This is a genomic window from Bacillus sp. FDAARGOS_1420 (genome assembly GCF_019344915.1).
In the GTDB taxonomy this organism is placed as follows: domain Bacteria; phylum Bacillota; class Bacilli; order Bacillales; family Bacillaceae_G; genus Bacillus_A; species Bacillus_A mycoides.
In genome coordinates this window covers 1,159,100-1,173,998 of record NZ_JAHWJB010000002.1, presented here as the reverse complement: position 1 = coordinate 1,173,998, position 14,899 = coordinate 1,159,100, and the positions used below count along the sequence as shown (strand labels likewise).

17 protein-coding genes and 1 pseudogene are annotated in these 14,899 nt (G+C 34.3%); 7 read left to right on the top strand and 11 right to left on the bottom strand.

Annotated features, from left to right (window positions below; translation table 11 throughout):
* Positions 1-93: 93 nt before the first annotated feature.
* Together I6L50_RS16335 and I6L50_RS16330 are read left to right on the top strand one after the other, a co-directional pair.
* Positions 94-441 (top strand): DUF4257 domain-containing protein, encoded by a 348-nt coding sequence (locus tag I6L50_RS16335; protein ID WP_000426320.1) that lies wholly within the window; start codon positions 94-96, stop codon positions 439-441.
* 84 nt (positions 442-525) lie between these two features.
* Entirely contained in the window at positions 526-750 is a 225-nt protein-coding gene (locus I6L50_RS16330; protein WP_002064959.1) for a hypothetical protein, read from the top strand.
* A 184-nt stretch (positions 751-934) separates the two neighbouring features.
* On the opposite strand, the gene I6L50_RS16325 is transcribed toward I6L50_RS16330, so the two are convergent.
* Together I6L50_RS16325 and I6L50_RS16320 are read right to left on the bottom strand one after the other, a co-directional pair.
* Positions 935-2,110, bottom strand: coding sequence for an MFS transporter (locus I6L50_RS16325; protein ID WP_219302060.1), 1,176 nt, complete (start codon positions 2,108-2,110; stop codon positions 935-937).
* Between the two features lie 49 nt (positions 2,111-2,159).
* Complete coding sequence (locus I6L50_RS16320; protein ID WP_219302059.1) at positions 2,160-3,095, bottom strand: aldo/keto reductase; 936 nt, start codon at positions 3,093-3,095, stop codon at positions 2,160-2,162.
* Positions 3,096-3,202: 107 nt separating this feature from the next.
* Here I6L50_RS16320 and I6L50_RS16315 point away from each other — a divergent pair, with 107 nt between their 5' ends.
* The gene (locus tag I6L50_RS16315; protein ID WP_001259916.1) at positions 3,203-3,511 is read left to right on the top strand and encodes an ArsR/SmtB family transcription factor; all 309 of its coding nucleotides are present in this window, start codon (positions 3,203-3,205) and stop codon (positions 3,509-3,511) included.
* A gap of 40 nt (positions 3,512-3,551) precedes the next feature.
* Here the strand turns inward: I6L50_RS16315 and I6L50_RS16310 are convergent, their stop codons facing one another.
* The 3 genes from I6L50_RS16310 to I6L50_RS16300 all read right to left on the bottom strand — a co-directional run bounded on the left by I6L50_RS16310 (position 3,552) and on the right by I6L50_RS16300 (position 7,124).
* A complete protein-coding gene (locus tag I6L50_RS16310; protein ID WP_063217742.1) occupies positions 3,552-4,502 on the bottom strand; it encodes a serine protease in 951 nt (316 codons plus the stop codon).
* 334 nt (positions 4,503-4,836) lie between these two features.
* A complete protein-coding gene (locus I6L50_RS16305; RefSeq protein WP_002012401.1) occupies positions 4,837-5,124 on the bottom strand; it encodes an AbrB/MazE/SpoVT family DNA-binding domain-containing protein in 288 nt (95 codons plus the stop codon).
* 119 nt (positions 5,125-5,243) lie between these two features.
* Positions 5,244-7,124 (bottom strand): ABC transporter permease, encoded by a 1,881-nt coding sequence (locus I6L50_RS16300; protein ID WP_219302058.1) that lies wholly within the window; start codon positions 7,122-7,124, stop codon positions 5,244-5,246.
* A gap of 264 nt (positions 7,125-7,388) precedes the next feature.
* Here I6L50_RS16300 and nadE point away from each other — a divergent pair, with 264 nt between their 5' ends.
* The gene (nadE, locus tag I6L50_RS16295; RefSeq protein WP_219302057.1) at positions 7,389-8,207 is read left to right on the top strand and encodes an ammonia-dependent NAD(+) synthetase; all 819 of its coding nucleotides are present in this window, start codon (positions 7,389-7,391) and stop codon (positions 8,205-8,207) included.
* 44 nt (positions 8,208-8,251) lie between these two features.
* Here nadE and I6L50_RS16290 read toward each other — a convergent pair whose 3' ends face one another.
* From I6L50_RS16290 to I6L50_RS16275, 4 genes are all read right to left on the bottom strand, one after another.
* Positions 8,252-8,713, bottom strand: coding sequence for an NUDIX hydrolase (locus I6L50_RS16290; protein ID WP_002141378.1), 462 nt, complete (start codon positions 8,711-8,713; stop codon positions 8,252-8,254).
* Between the two features lie 27 nt (positions 8,714-8,740).
* On the bottom strand, positions 8,741-8,941 hold the full coding sequence (locus tag I6L50_RS16285) for a DUF4083 domain-containing protein (RefSeq protein ID WP_002141377.1): 201 nt from the start codon (positions 8,939-8,941) through the stop codon (positions 8,741-8,743).
* 108 nt (positions 8,942-9,049) lie between these two features.
* Positions 9,050-10,210, bottom strand: a complete 1,161-nt coding sequence (locus I6L50_RS16280) for a transglutaminase domain-containing protein (protein ID WP_219302056.1) — start codon at positions 10,208-10,210, stop codon at positions 9,050-9,052.
* Positions 10,211-10,357: 147 nt separating this feature from the next.
* Positions 10,358-11,110, bottom strand: coding sequence for a YwqG family protein (locus I6L50_RS16275; RefSeq protein ID WP_219302055.1), 753 nt, complete (start codon positions 11,108-11,110; stop codon positions 10,358-10,360).
* Between the two features lie 224 nt (positions 11,111-11,334).
* Here I6L50_RS16275 and I6L50_RS16270 point away from each other — a divergent pair, with 224 nt between their 5' ends.
* Positions 11,335-11,496 (top strand): YjcZ family sporulation protein, encoded by a 162-nt coding sequence (locus I6L50_RS16270; protein ID WP_113938258.1) that lies wholly within the window; start codon positions 11,335-11,337, stop codon positions 11,494-11,496.
* Between the two features lie 87 nt (positions 11,497-11,583).
* Entirely contained in the window at positions 11,584-12,549 is a 966-nt protein-coding gene (locus I6L50_RS16265) for a patatin-like phospholipase family protein (RefSeq protein ID WP_219302054.1), read from the top strand.
* Between the two features lie 105 nt (positions 12,550-12,654).
* On the opposite strand, the gene I6L50_RS16260 is transcribed toward I6L50_RS16265, so the two are convergent.
* Positions 12,655-12,822 carry a DUF3933 family protein gene (locus I6L50_RS16260; protein WP_002012388.1) on the bottom strand — a complete coding sequence of 56 codons (168 nt, stop codon included), beginning with the start codon at positions 12,820-12,822 and terminating at the stop codon, positions 12,655-12,657.
* 12 nt (positions 12,823-12,834) lie between these two features.
* A complete protein-coding gene (locus I6L50_RS16255) occupies positions 12,835-14,277 on the bottom strand; it encodes an aminotransferase-like domain-containing protein (RefSeq protein WP_219302053.1) in 1,443 nt (480 codons plus the stop codon).
* Positions 14,278-14,399: 122 nt separating this feature from the next.
* Here I6L50_RS16255 and I6L50_RS16250 point away from each other — a divergent pair.
* A pseudogene (locus I6L50_RS16250) lies at positions 14,400-14,708 on the top strand (LysE/ArgO family amino acid transporter); the annotation flags it as partial.
* Positions 14,709-14,899 lie beyond the last annotated feature (191 nt).

Genomic DNA, 14,899 nt, shown 5'->3' with positions numbered 1-14,899 from the left:
ACCTAAACAAACTTTCTCAATATGCTTATATGAAATATTAAAAGGAATCAATATCAAATTATCGAATCTTATTCACTAAAAGGAGTGGATTCGATGGAAATGTATCAATGGCTAACCGCTGTTCTCGTTGGTGGCATTACTGGCTTCGTTTCCCATCTGATCAATAACCAAGGCAAGTTATTGCTTCCACGCCGTTTAAAAACTTTTTTTCATTTTGGATTTTTAACTGATATTTTTACAGGTAGCCTCGCCGCACTTCTTGGACTCGTTTTATTCGATGTCACCTTAATAAAAGAAATTATAAAAGTCTCCATTGTGACCGCTATTTCCGGTCAAACGTTTTTACTTCACCAAGCTCTTGGTGGTGAACAGGCTAAAAATACGCAAATTGGGAAAGCTGATGAGAAAATCCAAGAAATTGACAAACTATTACGACGTTAGTCTATACTTTCTCTAAAAATTATTGTTATAATAAAAAATAAATATTTTCTATTGCGTCGTTTGTCAGAAGAAAGGGTGTTTCGTATGACAAAAAAGAAAATAGAAGATTTCTTAACAAACACCGAAAAAGAGAAACTGCTAGAAAACTATAAATGTTTACGAGAAGCCCGCACAAAAAGCGAAGCTAACTATTTTGGTGAAGCAGTAAACCATCTATTAAATAAAGCAAAACAACGAATTATTAATGATGCAGGCATACATGATGAAAATGCAGCAACTGTTCAATCAAAGAGAAAAGCACTGTTTTAGCTAAAACAGTGCTTTTTATTACGGCATTTTTCACATTACTTTCACATCTATTTCACAAATATAAGTATTCCTATATGTTAAACTAAGTATATCCTTTTCCAAGGAACTATATGCCGATATATAAATCCCTATCTCTTTAGGGATTTTTTGTTTTTTGAATTTCTTCGATTTATTTTTAAAGGCTTTATGATGCAATTCCTGTTTCACTATCTTCATTAAGCTTTTCACTTTTTCTAAACAAAAATAAAGCTCCTATATATAGTAACGCAGTAAAACTACCTACAAGTATAAAATTGTGAGATGCTGCAAATAACATTCCTGCTATTGCCGCTCCAATCATTTGGCCAATATACATAGAAGCATTAGCAAGAGCGGCTCCTGTTCCCCTTGCTATACTAGACATATTTTGTAAGCACCCCATCATCAATACAAACAAAATTCCTGTCACAAAAAATAAAACAAAGAAAAATAACTCTACAAACATAATGTTCTTTAAATGAGGAAGTATGACATATAGCACTGCTGTAAATAGAATTCCACCATAGAAAGAAAGGTTATAACCAATTTTATTTACGATTCTCGGCCCAAAAATGTTACCGGTCAAATTTCCTAATCCTAATACGAGCATAGCTGTTCCTATTTCATGGACTTGTAAGCCAAATTGAATGGAAAGCCATACACCCAAAAATGAAAATGCAGCAAAATTACCAGTTTGAAAAACAAAATATGCAAAATAAGAAAGTGAAACCTTTGAATCTGTAAGTAATTGTTTATAGCGCTTTAAGATTTTTGTTTTACTTCCACCTATATGAACCGGTTGTATTTCTGGTAATACTACATAAATAAGAATGACAAGTAGTGCTGATAATATACCAATGATGAAGAATGGTGTAGTATAGTGTATCATTGCTAAATACGACCCTACTGGTAGCCCTAAAATTTGAGAGATTGATAACCCTGCTGTTGCAATTCCAATTGCTTTTACAATTTGCTTCTTCTCTATAAGGAGCGGAATAGATGCCCACACTTGTGGAGATACAAAAGCTGCACTTATACCTGCTAAAAATCTAAATGTTAGCATCCATAAAAAACTCGGTGCCATTCCACACAAAAATGTACTTAATGCAAAAAAACTCATTCCTAATACCATCACTTTTTTTCTGTTTAAGCCATCTGATATAGGACCAGCGATAAGCGCAAATCCAGCGTATCCTAAAGCATATGAACTCACCATCCATCCTGATAATTCAGTTGATACATGATACACCTGTTGTAATGTCGGCAAAAGTGGTGAAATTAAGAAAGTATCTGTACCAATCATAAACATTATCGTAAAGAATACAGCTAGCACTCTTTTCATTTAAACCTTCTCCTTTTATATAAAAAGAGGGCCCTATCCCTCTTTTCAACTAATCTTCTAATATAGATTCAATCTCTTTCATAACCTTCTCATTCAATGAAACTTCCACCGTTCTTACACTTTCTCTTATTTGCTCTGCTCGTTTCCCACCAGGAATAACAGTATCAATTCCTTTTTTGTTTAATAACCACGCTAAAGCTAAATGCGATACTTCGAGATTCTTTTCTTTAGCTAAGCCTTTTAACTTCTCAACTTTCTTAAAGTTACTCTTATATGTATTTTCTTCAAATAGATTTACACTTTGACGCCAATCGCCTTCGTTCAATTTGAAATCTTCTGTATATTTTCCACCTAGTATCCCAAAGGCAAGAGGCCCGTACGGAATAAATGAAATACCTGATTCTATACAATATGGCAAAAGTTCTTCCCCAGCAGCACGATCCAACATATTATACGGTGATTGTACAACATCTATATGTCCGTGCTGATTCGCTTCTTTTAGTTGCTCTACATTTACGTTAGATATTCCAATTGAGCGAATTTTCCCTTCTTCTTTTAGGCGAGTAAGCTCTCCAATTGAATCTATGTAACTTGTTTCAGGATTTGTAAAATGTAAATAATATAAATCAATATAATCAGTTTGTAATCTTCTTAAGCTATTTTCCACAGCATTTCTTAAATAGCTTCGTTCATTATTAATATGAACCTCTCCATTTAATAACGGCTGAATTCCACCTTTTGTAGCAAGTACAAACTCGTGGCGTTTTCCTTTTAATACTTCTCCTACCAATTCCTCTGATCTACCGAAACCGTATGAATCTGCTGTATCAAAAAATGTAATCCCTTGCTGAATTGCTTCTTCTATTAATCTTTTTCCTTCTTCCTCATTCACATCAGCATATAAATTATGTCCCCCAACAGCGTTTGTTCCTAACCCCGACTTCGAAATATTTAGTCCTGCCTTTTGCAATTTTGTATACTTCATTTTTTATCCCCCTATATTTCTATTGTTCGATTATATTCGAACAATAGAAATATACCACTTTATATGTTATAGTGCAAATATATTAACTTATACAAGCAGGTGAAAAAATGCGTACTCTCTATCATCCAAATCGAGAAGAAATTCAATTCTCTTCTGTCTTATATGCACTTAGCGATCAAATTCGTTTACAAATTGTAACTATGCTACTAGAGAAAAATGAACAATCTTGTGGTGCGTTAAACATTCCAATTGCGAAATCAACTTTATCTCATCATTTCAAAGTTTTACGTGAATCTGGTGTTATGTATACACGCCTTGAAGGCACACAACGTTTCATTTCAATTCGTGAAGATGACTTAAATGCTAGATTCCCCGGTTTATTAGACGTCGTAATACATGCAACAGAACCGTACTAAAAAACATCTCATATGAATATGAGATGTTTTTTAGTAATTACTATTCTTTTAATAAATCTATTAATCCATTCCCTTCAGATGTACGTTCATACCCTAAAGGTACAGTCCTTTTTATAAGTTGCGCATATATTTCCGGCTCTGATAATTTTCTACCATACTCTCTCTCACACTGCTTTATGAGAAGTGCTAGCGCCCCAGCGACATGCGGCGTCGCCATTGAAGTACCACTTAATACCGCATATTTCCCCTCTGGATACGTAGACAGTATTTCATCACCCGGCGCTACTAAATCAATTTCTTGATTTGAATTACTAAAGCATGAAATTTTCCGCTCTAAATTAACAGCACCTACTTCAATTACTTCAGAATAAGCACCTGGAAAATCTAATTCTTCCGTATCATCGTTACAATCTCCATCATTTCCTGCAGCGCACACGACAAGTACGTCTTGTTTTACCGCATTTTGAATAGCTTCATGTAACTCTGGTACATCTTGCGGACCACCAAGTGACATTGAAATGACTCTAACTCTTTCTTTATTAGGCCCTCTCCAATTTACTGCATAATGAATGGCCTCAATAATTTGCTCATAACTCCCAGAACCATCTCCCGCTAAAACCTTTAACACTAACATTTTAGCAAGTGGTGCGACTCCTAAAACACCAACACCATTTTCAGTCGCTGCAATTGTCCCCGATACATGAGTACCATGCCCATTATTATCAAGATAAATATTGGGATTTCCTTCATAATCTTTTGTGAAATTTCTCCCACCAATAATACGATCTTTTAAATCTACATGATTTACATCACAACCTGTATCTAAAACAGCAACGACAATGTCTTTTCCTTTCGCGCTCTTTTCCCATACTTGCGGAGCATGAATCAATTGTACACCTGGTGGAATTTCATTTACTTGTTCAACCACTTTATTTACAGTAAACGGAATTAATTTAATGCCTTTTTGTTTATTCGCTGTACTACTATTCATCGTAATCCCTCCTGAAAATATATTATTTTCATTTCAGACCACTATTGAATGCGTTTAGATTTAACATTCGTTTTATTCGTTCCATTTCCCTTCCTCTCAAATGTTTCTCAATAAACAAAAGAAAAGGACCATTAATGGTCCTTTTCTTTTTCAGTTTTTCAATAGAATAATATAAAGTGAAACTATAATCAGTGGGTGGTGTTCATCCCCCACTGATTATTAGCCCTCACCAATCGGGCGTTTACGGGCAATTGATCTCCCACCTAACTTCTTTGCTTCAGCCGAGTTTTGAGGTGGGAGTTTTACTGCCCACAAATAGCGGGATAAATTAAGACTAAATCTTACTCTTGTTCAAAAACTGCTCAATTTCTTTTATTACATGTTTTGCGCCTTCTATACTAACAGTAATGTTTCCATTTGCTAATGAAATATTTTGATCTGAAACATCACCTGTTATTTGACAAGCATTGTATGGTTGATATTTTTGTAAAATGACTTTGTCTTCTTCTACAAAAATTTCAAGTGGTGATTTGATTTGTATTCCTAATACATCCCGTAATTCTTTAGGAATAACTATCCGTCCCAATTCATCTACTTTTCGAATAATTCCTGTTGCTTTCATGTTACTCCCCCCTTACTCTCTATTATTTTTTTCACCTCGCTATTTTCATTTTATCACTATATATTTGGTAATGCCTTACTCTTTTTAGAAAATATAGTACAAAAGTTAAAAAAACACATTTAACGAATATTCAATCTTTCTTTCAATTGTTTTAAATAACGCGATCGTATAATTAAGAAGTATACAACTTGAATACCTACGAAAATACTTAATACAATTGTATTTTCTTTAAACAGTGAGTACTCAAACATTTGTCCTAACGCAGTTAATGCTACTGCCCCATGTAATGTTGCAACTCCAACTGGAACGAAGAATAAAAGCGCTAAGCGGATTGTGACTACTTTCGATAATTCCCCTCTCGTCAATCCAACTTTTCGAATCATTTCAAATAAACGAGTATCGTCCTCCAAATCTGAAAATAAACGGAAGTAAAGGAAGCTTCCTGCACAAACGAAAAATACAATACCAATAAAGAAACCTACAAATAAAATGGGTCCTGCGATTTGTAGACTTTGATTTTGATCGTACTCTTCTGCACTAAACGTTGAATGTTCTTCATAAGGCTTAATCTGATTCGTAAGCTCTTTACCAACCTCAATTTCATCTTTCGCGGATTGTGTTTTATACATATAATCTTTTTCTTCTTTAAATCCATCTTGTAATGAATCATATTGATTTTTAGAGATTACATACACATTACCTCTTAGTATTTTACTTAATGAAGAAGTATTAACTTTTTTCACATTTAAAGGTTCATTCATATTTGGTAAAGTAATTTCTTTTCTTTCTTTCATCGGTGGTCCGGGTATTTCGACTGACAAAAATAAAGCCTCTTTATTTGATACAGTATTAAATGGTTCTCCTGTTAACTTTGCATATTCTTTATAATCTGATTCTTTTATAAAAATGGCGCTTCTTAACGACTGCTCCTCCGTTTTCTTCGATGAAATATTTATTTTTGAAGCTGCTATATTATGTTTCTTTAATCCTTCGTCAATGATTTTCAGATGCTGTGACTCATTGCTATTACCTTGCTTAGACTGATAGTGAAACGCAATTGGTCTGTCCATAATTTCTTTCGTCATCGAAGCAAACCCAACCAATGTACCTATTGCTGAAAATGCTACTGTTGAAATAATTGTTACAATAAAGAACATCCTTGCATTATCTCTCATACGGTATGCTAAATCTGACAAAGTAATAATATTTGTCTGTGTCCAATAGAAACGTTTGCTTTTTTTACATAATCGAATAATAAAGACGCTCAACTGCTTGTACAGCAAATACGTACCAATAATGACTACCGTTGTAACAGGAATCATCATTATAAATACCATTGCACCATATGACATAAGAGCTCCTGCATAACCAGCGCTAAGCAATACTACTGCTAATATAGAAGAAATTATAGATGCCTTCGGTTCTGGCTTCGCCTCTGCTGATCCTCTAAACAATTTCATAATTTTATTTTTACGAACCATTCCTGCACTAAACAATGAAATGATCATAAATAATACGAAAAACATAATACTCGTTACAACAATCGCTTTCATCGGTATGTAATAGGATAAAGAGATATCTAGTTTTAATATCATCGGAGCTACAAATATTAATATCCCTGAAAACAACATACCTGAAAGAATCCCAAAAATTATTGCCCCTATTCCAATCATTATATTTTCAAAGAAGATAAGACGCTTTAATTGATATTTCGTCATACCTAGCATCATTAAAATTCCTAGTTCACGCTTTCTCGTTTTTAAAAACATTCCCATTGAATATAAAATAAAGAAGAATGTAAATAAGTAAATAATAGACTGCGCAAAAGACATACTTACGAATACGTACCGTCCTAATTCTCCAGCACTTAATGCCGGATGAAACGCAAAAAATGAATACACAAAAAAGGCCATAATTGCAAATGCACTACTCAAAAAATAAGCTGAGTATGTTCGTCTATTTCGCGTTACATTTCGAAATGCGAGTTCTCTAATGTTCATACTACTTCTCCGCCCTTCTACTAACTATACTTTTATATTAGTAAAGTTCGGAAATACCTTCCATCGATTCAAATGACAAAAACCTTACATTATTGAAAGGTTTTAAACAATTGCTTATATAAAACAGTTTCATTATAATGACTACATTCATACACGCATCCTATTGTATATTCGTTAGTTTTGCGAAATAATAAAGGATAGAAGTATGTACCAATATACATATAAACTTATTTACCGCTTTAATATGAATAGGAGGAAAACATAATGACATTACAAGAACAAATTATGAAAGCATTACATGTTCAGCCTGTAATTGATCCGAAAGTAGAAATTCGTAAACGAATTGATTTCTTAAAAGATTATTTAAAAACTACAGGTGCAAAAGGATTTGTACTTGGAATTAGCGGCGGACAAGACTCTACACTGGCAGGACGTTTAGCACAGCTTGCAGTCGAAGAAGTTCGTAATGAAGGTGGTAACGCAACGTTTATCTCCGTACGTCTTCCATACAAAGTACAAAAAGATGAAGATGATGCACAATTAGCATTACAATTTATTCAAGCTGATCAGTCTGTTGCTTTTGATATCGCTTCAACAGTTGATTCTTTCTCAAATCAATACGAAAACTTATTAGGCGAATCATTAACAGATTTCAATAAAGGGAACGTTAAAGCGCGTATCCGTATGGTTACACAATACGCAATCGGCGGACAACAAGGGCTACTCGTTATCGGAACTGATCATGCTGCTGAAGCTGTAACAGGTTTCTTCACAAAATTCGGAGATGGCGGTGCAGATTTATTACCATTAACGGGATTAACGAAACGCCAAGGACGTGATTTATTACAAGAATTAGGTGCAGACGAGCGACTTTACTTAAAAATGCCAACAGCTGATTTATTAGATGAAAAACCAGGTCAAGCTGATGAAACAGAGCTAGGCATTACTTACGATCAATTAGATGACTATTTAGAAGGTAAATCCGTTCCAGCTGACGTTGCTGAAAAGATCGAGAAGCGTTACAAAGTGAGTGAACATAAAAGACAAGTACCAGCGTCAATGTTTGATGATTGGTGGAAATAGAACATAAAAAAGAAGCTAATCTCATTTAGCTTCTTTTTTATACGTTAACGATATACCCCTACTCTTTTCTCTAATAAATCCTGCAAGCAATCTTCATGTTGTTTATTAAACAATGGCGGCATTTTGTCTAAAGGGAAAAACTGCAAATCTAACGTTTCATCACCGTCTATTTTTGTATTCCCTCCAACGATTGAAAACTTAAAGAATATTACAATTGCCTGTGCCTGATCTCCATTCGGATATGCTTGAAAATATTTCGTATACACACCAATGAGCTCATCAATTTTCACATCATATCCTGTTTCTTCTTTTATTTCTCGAATCGCAGTTTCTGCCGCAGATTCCCCGATTTCCATTGCACCGCCTGGAAATCCCCAAGCATTAAAGTCTCCTCTTTTTTGCAGAAGCACTTCACCAAATTCATTAAATACACAACCTCCTGCAAAATTCAAAATAACATAATCATGTCCTATTTTTTCACGTAATTCCTTTATATAATTCGCCATCTGCTTCTCCTTTTTATCCATCTTCCATTATTCTTTTTTATCTTTTTCAAGCAATTCAATAATCCGATCTAACTTCTGATTCATATTAATCACATGTTGTTTTTTCATAGTGTTGTTTTGCAATAATCTTTTAATGAACAGAGTAAATGATACAAAAAACAAAACGATAAGTCCGATTACTAGACAAAAATATATCAATGCAAATATATTATTTTCGAACAAATTCATTCAGCTATCACATCCTCTATTTTCAATTATTTTATCACATAATTCTAAATAGTCACTAGAATTATACTCAAACGTAAAAAGAGCACCTTTTAAAGATGCTCTTTTTCATTAATACGTAAATGTAATTGTCGCTAATGAATAACCTGCCATTGCACTATATGGCGCAACTTGATAAGATACACGCTTTGCACCTTTTGGCCAAGTTATTTCATCTAGTACTTTCTTTATATCTTGCATCGTTCCATCCATGGACTGCTTATATCGTACTTCTACTTTTTCTGGCTTGGAAGCAAATTGTTGCTGTAATTTTTTCTTAAACTCATTGTAATTTTCCGCTCCGTATTGTGCAGATAAATACTTTAAATTTGTTTCTTTTAACATTTGTTCATATACAGCAGTTTTTGAACTACCGGATTTTATTTTGTTTGTTAATTCACCAAAGTAACTTGTAGTTGCCGCTGGGTATTTACTACGATCCCATTCGTGGTCTTTGCTTAATTGTTCATCAGACATATTAAAATATGAATATGTTACGCGCCCAGCTTTATCAGGGACTGGATCATCGAATGTAGTATCAAGGTGGTACCACTTGTTATCAATGTTCACTAAATTCCATGCGTGAGCTTGTCCATTCCCTGTACCTGTTACAATATGATTTTGAATACCTGCTTCTTTTAGTAATTGATATGTTAACAATGTATATCCTTGGCAAACGGCAGAACGATTCGCTAACGCTTCATACGCTGTATATGCTTGATAAGAAGTATCATATGATACTTCTTTCACAACATAATCATGAATAGCTTTCACTTTTTCATGTTCATCCATGCCTTGTTTAATGATAGAATTTACAATTGCTTTCACCTGAGACTTTACATACTGTGTTTGCTCTTTTGATTCACGATACTTCACTTGTAATGTAAATGTATAATTCCCTGGCATCCCTTTTATAGAATATTTAGTAGACGCTACATTATATTTTACATACTCATCAGCATCTACAATTTTATTAAACTCGCCATACAATTGGTCCATAATATTTCTAGCATTTCTATCTTTTGTTTTATATGTGATTGTAATATTTTCTTCTCTATTATCAATCTGTTTTTTTAATTCTTTTCTGAAATCATTTAACAACTTTGCATCTGATTGTGTTGTCACTGTAGTCGGATTCGTAGCCGCATAAGATACAGCTGACGCCTGTAAGCCTCCCATTACTATAGTTGAACAAAGTGCGGCAGCTGTCACATACTTACTTGTCTTTCCCATCTTGTCACTCCTTACATTCTATAACTATACAAAAAAGTATCGTATAGTTTCAGAGTATACAATACTTTTCAAAATAGGTCATATGAGATTATGCATATTTAACATTTTTAAAAGGGTTGTTCTTTTAGAAAAAGAACAACCCTTTTTTTAGCAAGTTTGCAACACACAGCATGTATTTTCAAAATGGCGATTTTTCAAGTCTTCATTTCCAATACAGAAATAAAGCATCCCTAAATCTCCCCACATCATATTACAATTTTTAGTATCTGAATCAATTTGGAATAAGAGCGTCATATGCTGTGGATCTATCCCCATATATTGTCCAGTCTCGTACAATACCTCATCTTGTACAGAGAATGGTTCTCCAAACATTTGATGATTATCATAGTTGTCTGGGATTAGCTCTTCAAGTAATTGCAAGAAACGATCTGAATCCGCCTCATCTTCAATGAAAAGCTCCGGTAATTTATACGTCAGTTCAAAAGTAATTGCACACTGGTTATATTTCGCTTGTATTTCATCTGCTCTACGTAATTGCTCTACAGGGATATCATAATAAATTACACGTCCAGCTTCGGTTGGATCCACATCTTCTTCAAAGTAATTTTCAATACTAAAGAAATATAACATCCCTGTCTTAGGAAGATTGTGATCCATACCAACGTTTTGTAAATCACTTAAATTAAATTGTGCGATAAAACGTAACGGATTCTCTTTGTATGTTGGATATTCAAATGTATTTGGCAAATCAGGAACTCCGCCCATTTTCGAACTGCCTATCGCAATTATTCCCTGTTGTTTTGGCACAACTTTTACACAAGGAAATACAGTATTAATAAGTTCCTGTTTCAAATGTGTTAGTTCATATTTATCAATTAATATTTCAATTTTCTGTTCCATAAATTCTCCTTACATTTACATACTTATTTGTATCATAGCACAAAGATTATACTTCATTCATTGTAAATTCAACAAGCCCTCCAAAAAACGGGCTTATCCCTCGTACGCGAACAAGTTTAAAAAAGCATAGTATACATTGTTCCTACAAACACGATAGTTCTTTATTTCTTCCAGTACATTTTCCCCTCGTTCATTTTTATTTTTAATTTAAGGAGGAATTCCACATGGGTTACGGATATAGTTGCGGCGGTTACGGCGGTGGTTACGGTTACGGCGGTAGTTGTGGTGGCGGTTGTGGTTATGGAGGTTTCGCTTTATTAATCGTTTTATTTATCCTTCTAATCATCATTGGAGCTAGCTGTTGGGGCGGCGGATTCGACTGCTAGTAAACTTAAAAACTATTGTAAAAAAGCGCGTACAATACGTGCTTTTTTGCCATTTTCAAATTTCCCATCTGAAAGGAAGTATGTTTAATGAAGATTGATGGTGTTTTCGAGGGAGGCGGTGTACGCGGAATTGCGCATGTGGGGGCAATTTGCGCGTTAGCCGAAAAAGGATATGAATGGGAGCGCGTAGCTGGAACATCAGCTGGTTCAATTATCGCAGCGCTTTTAGCAGCTGGATATTCTTGTTCCGAATTAAAAACAATAATAACCGATATTGATTATAATAAATTTATGAAGAAAACTTTTCTTGATAGAATCCCGTTTATCGGTAAAGGAATAAGTGCATGGTCTACTCTAGGTATTTATTCCAATGTATTTATAGAAGAATGGCTTGAAGAATTACTGCGAAAAAAGGGCGTTCACTTATTTACAGATCTACCTGATTTAAACAAACTCAAAATTATAGCTTCTGATATAAGCAACGGTAAAATGGTTGTCTTCCCCGATGATTTACCGAACTATGGATTTTTAAATTATCGCTTCTCTATTGCTAAAGCTGTAAGAATGAGTAGTACAATCCCTTTCTTCTTTGAGCCAGTAAAATGGAGAACACCAAAATGGAAGCAGCCTTGTTATATGGTTGATGGCGGGATTTTAAGTAATTACCCAATTTGGATTTTCGACTCCCCTACCTCTCCTCGCTGGCCGACTTTTGGATTTCATTTTGTAAAAGATGAAATTCAAGCTGATCCTGCCCATTATAAAGAACCTATTTCCATGTTCAAAGGACTATTTAAAACAATGATGCAAGCTCATGATTTACGGCATTTAGATAAAGAATCAAAAGCAAGAACAATTACAATTCCTACAGGGACAATTACAAGTACAAATTTTGAGTTAACGAAAGAAGAAAAAGAATGGCTGTACAATTCTGGTTATAACTCCGCAAATAAGTTTTTACAATCTTGGAACTTCAGACAATATGTTAATGAATATAGAGACGGAAATCAGGATCGAAAAACAAATCGATTTTTCCGTCAACTTGACTCATAATACTTTTATTTTCATACGAGAAGACTTGACGCTTTAATAGTAAATAAGCCTAGTAATTTCATATATTACTAGGCTTATTTATCTCCTACATACCACACACATTGCTTAAGGATAAGTTAACCCTTCAGCTTCTTCCGCGGTAATTACTATGTAACGGTTTCCGGTTCTTAATCCTAACAGTTCTGCTTTTTCAACTGCATCCTGTTTTGTCTCTGCATAAGCAGCTAAATATTTATCCCCATCGATAATTTGGCAAATCACATATTGTTTCATGTTTTTCTCCTTTTACCCTTTAATTAATTGCGCAACCTTTTTTATTCCAACTTCAATTTCTTCTACAGTTGCATAGGAATAAGAAAGACGTAAAAATTGGTTAGCACTTCTATCATACAAAGTGCCTGGGTTTAACAACACCTTTTCTTGTAAAGCTTTTTCAAATAAACTACGATTCAAAATTGGTAGATTTATATGTAGCCAAATGTAAAAGCTTCCTACTGGCTCATGCCAAGTTGCAATGCCACTACAATACTTTTCTAACATACTTATCATAAAATCTCTACGTTTTTTCAATTCACTTCTTACAAACTGTAAATGTTCATCATACAATCCATTTTCAAACCACTCCGCTGCAATCTGCTGGGATATAGAACTTGAACCATAATCAGTTTGCATTTTTATATCTGCTAATCTTTGAATAACGGATTCTGATCCAACAACCCACCCAATTCTTAAACCAGGACTAATGACTTTGGACATACTTCCAATATGTAGCACGATACCATTTTTATCATATGCCTTTAAAGGCTTTGAAACTGGTGCATCGAACCATAAATCTTGATATACCGCGTCCTCAATAATAGGTAATCCAATTTCATTACATATCTCCATCACTTCTTCCCTCTTCTTAGCGTTCATACTAAAATTGGTCGGATTATGAAAAGATGGGATTGTATATAAAATAGATGCGTTAAATTGTTTCTTATATTTTGTAATGTATGAAGTATTTATACCATTCTCATCCATTGGTATTCCAATCAAGCGCATTCCTGCTGATTGAAATACATTAAGCGAATATAAATATGATGGTTTTTCTAATAAAATTGACGCTCCTTTCGGAAGAAGCCCCATAGAAATAAGCTGCAATGCTTGAATTGCCCCTGAAACAATTAAAATAGAGTCAGGAGATACATATACCCCATGCCCTTTTAAATATTCCGCAATTTTTTCTCTTAAATGGAGATTTCCTTTCGGTTCCTCATACCCGAGTGGAACATTTGATTGTAAAATTTTATTAATAATATCCTTCATCTTTTTCTCAGGCAAGAGACTCGGTGAAAGTTCACCTGTTCCTAATCGAATTACATTGGGAGTAAATTCAGCTTGATTAATCTCTTGTACAGCAGGAAGATTCGGATAATGAAGTCCTGTTTCTACGTAAGACTGCCAGTTTGGAGGCGGGGCATATGTTGAAGTATTCTCACTATTTTTTATAACAATTGTTCCCTTCCGTCCATTCCCCTCAATGTACCCTTTTGCTATTAACTCATCGAAAGCCATTACAATTGTACTTCGGTTCACTTCAAACGCATGCGCCAAAGCTCTTTGTGAAGGTAATTTCGTTCCAACTGTCCATTCCCCATTAACAATCCTTTCTTTTATATAAGATTCTATTTGTTTATATAAAGGAATAGACGAAGACATATTAGGTTTCCAAACGAGCCTTTCCATTATCTCACCTCACATATTTTATGGTTGGTAACCTATCCAACCATATGGATGGATACAAATTTTCATTTCTTCTATACAATATACACTATCATAATTAATCAAATTAAGTAGGAGGTAATCTGATGAGTGAAGCAATTATTCACGGTATCATCCTTGCATTTGGTCTTATCATTCCATTAGGTGTCCAAAATGTTTTCGTCTTTAACCAAGGCGCTAGTCAACCAAATATTTGGCGAGCTGCTCCTGTAGTCTTGACTGCATCTATATGTGATACATTATTAATATTAATTGCTGTACAAGGTGTCTCTCTTGTCCTCTTAACTTTCTCTTGGTTAACAACCACCTTGTATATGATTGGATTTTTCTTTCTTATGTATATGGGCTGGGTTATTTGGAGAAGCGATCCTTCAAATGATGTAAAACAAGAAAAACATACTAAGATTAGTAGTGCAGGCCAAGGCATTGGTTCGCACTACTATTTTTTATATAGTAGAAGTGAAGAAAGGGTCGTGTATGCTTTAGGATTCTGAATCCGTAAAAAAAACTGACCTTCTTCACTTACCTTATTTGAATCAGTTTTTAGTATGTTGGTCCTCGAGATCGTGTATAAGAAATGGGAATC

Bases quoted from the DNA above. Each gene is read 5' to 3' on its own strand.
- I6L50_RS16335 (WP_000426320.1), top strand. From the start codon at position 94: ATGGAAATGTATCAATGGCTAACCGCTGTTCTCGTTGGTGGCATTACT.
- I6L50_RS16330 (WP_002064959.1), top strand. From the start codon at position 526: ATGACAAAAAAGAAAATAGAAGATTTCTTAACAAACACCGAAAAAGAG.
- I6L50_RS16325 (WP_219302060.1), bottom strand. From the start codon at position 2,110: ATGAAAAGAGTGCTAGCTGTATTCTTTACGATAATGTTTATGATTGGT.
- I6L50_RS16320 (WP_219302059.1), bottom strand. From the start codon at position 3,095: ATGAAGTATACAAAATTGCAAAAGGCAGGACTAAATATTTCGAAGTCG.
- I6L50_RS16315 (WP_001259916.1), top strand. From the start codon at position 3,203: ATGCGTACTCTCTATCATCCAAATCGAGAAGAAATTCAATTCTCTTCT.
- I6L50_RS16310 (WP_063217742.1), bottom strand. From the start codon at position 4,502: ATGAATAGTAGTACAGCGAATAAACAAAAAGGCATTAAATTAATTCCG.
- I6L50_RS16305 (WP_002012401.1), bottom strand. From the start codon at position 5,124: ATGAAAGCAACAGGAATTATTCGAAAAGTAGATGAATTGGGACGGATA.
- I6L50_RS16300 (WP_219302058.1), bottom strand. From the start codon at position 7,124: ATGAACATTAGAGAACTCGCATTTCGAAATGTAACGCGAAATAGACGA.
- nadE (WP_219302057.1), top strand. From the start codon at position 7,389: ATGACATTACAAGAACAAATTATGAAAGCATTACATGTTCAGCCTGTA.
- I6L50_RS16290 (WP_002141378.1), bottom strand. From the start codon at position 8,713: ATGGCGAATTATATAAAGGAATTACGTGAAAAAATAGGACATGATTAT.
- I6L50_RS16285 (WP_002141377.1), bottom strand. From the start codon at position 8,941: ATGAATTTGTTCGAAAATAATATATTTGCATTGATATATTTTTGTCTA.
- I6L50_RS16280 (WP_219302056.1), bottom strand. From the start codon at position 10,210: ATGGGAAAGACAAGTAAGTATGTGACAGCTGCCGCACTTTGTTCAACT.
- I6L50_RS16275 (WP_219302055.1), bottom strand. From the start codon at position 11,110: ATGGAACAGAAAATTGAAATATTAATTGATAAATATGAACTAACACAT.
- I6L50_RS16270 (WP_113938258.1), top strand. From the start codon at position 11,335: ATGGGTTACGGATATAGTTGCGGCGGTTACGGCGGTGGTTACGGTTAC.
- I6L50_RS16265 (WP_219302054.1), top strand. From the start codon at position 11,584: ATGAAGATTGATGGTGTTTTCGAGGGAGGCGGTGTACGCGGAATTGCG.
- I6L50_RS16260 (WP_002012388.1), bottom strand. From the start codon at position 12,822: ATGAAACAATATGTGATTTGCCAAATTATCGATGGGGATAAATATTTA.
- I6L50_RS16255 (WP_219302053.1), bottom strand. From the start codon at position 14,277: ATGGAAAGGCTCGTTTGGAAACCTAATATGTCTTCGTCTATTCCTTTA.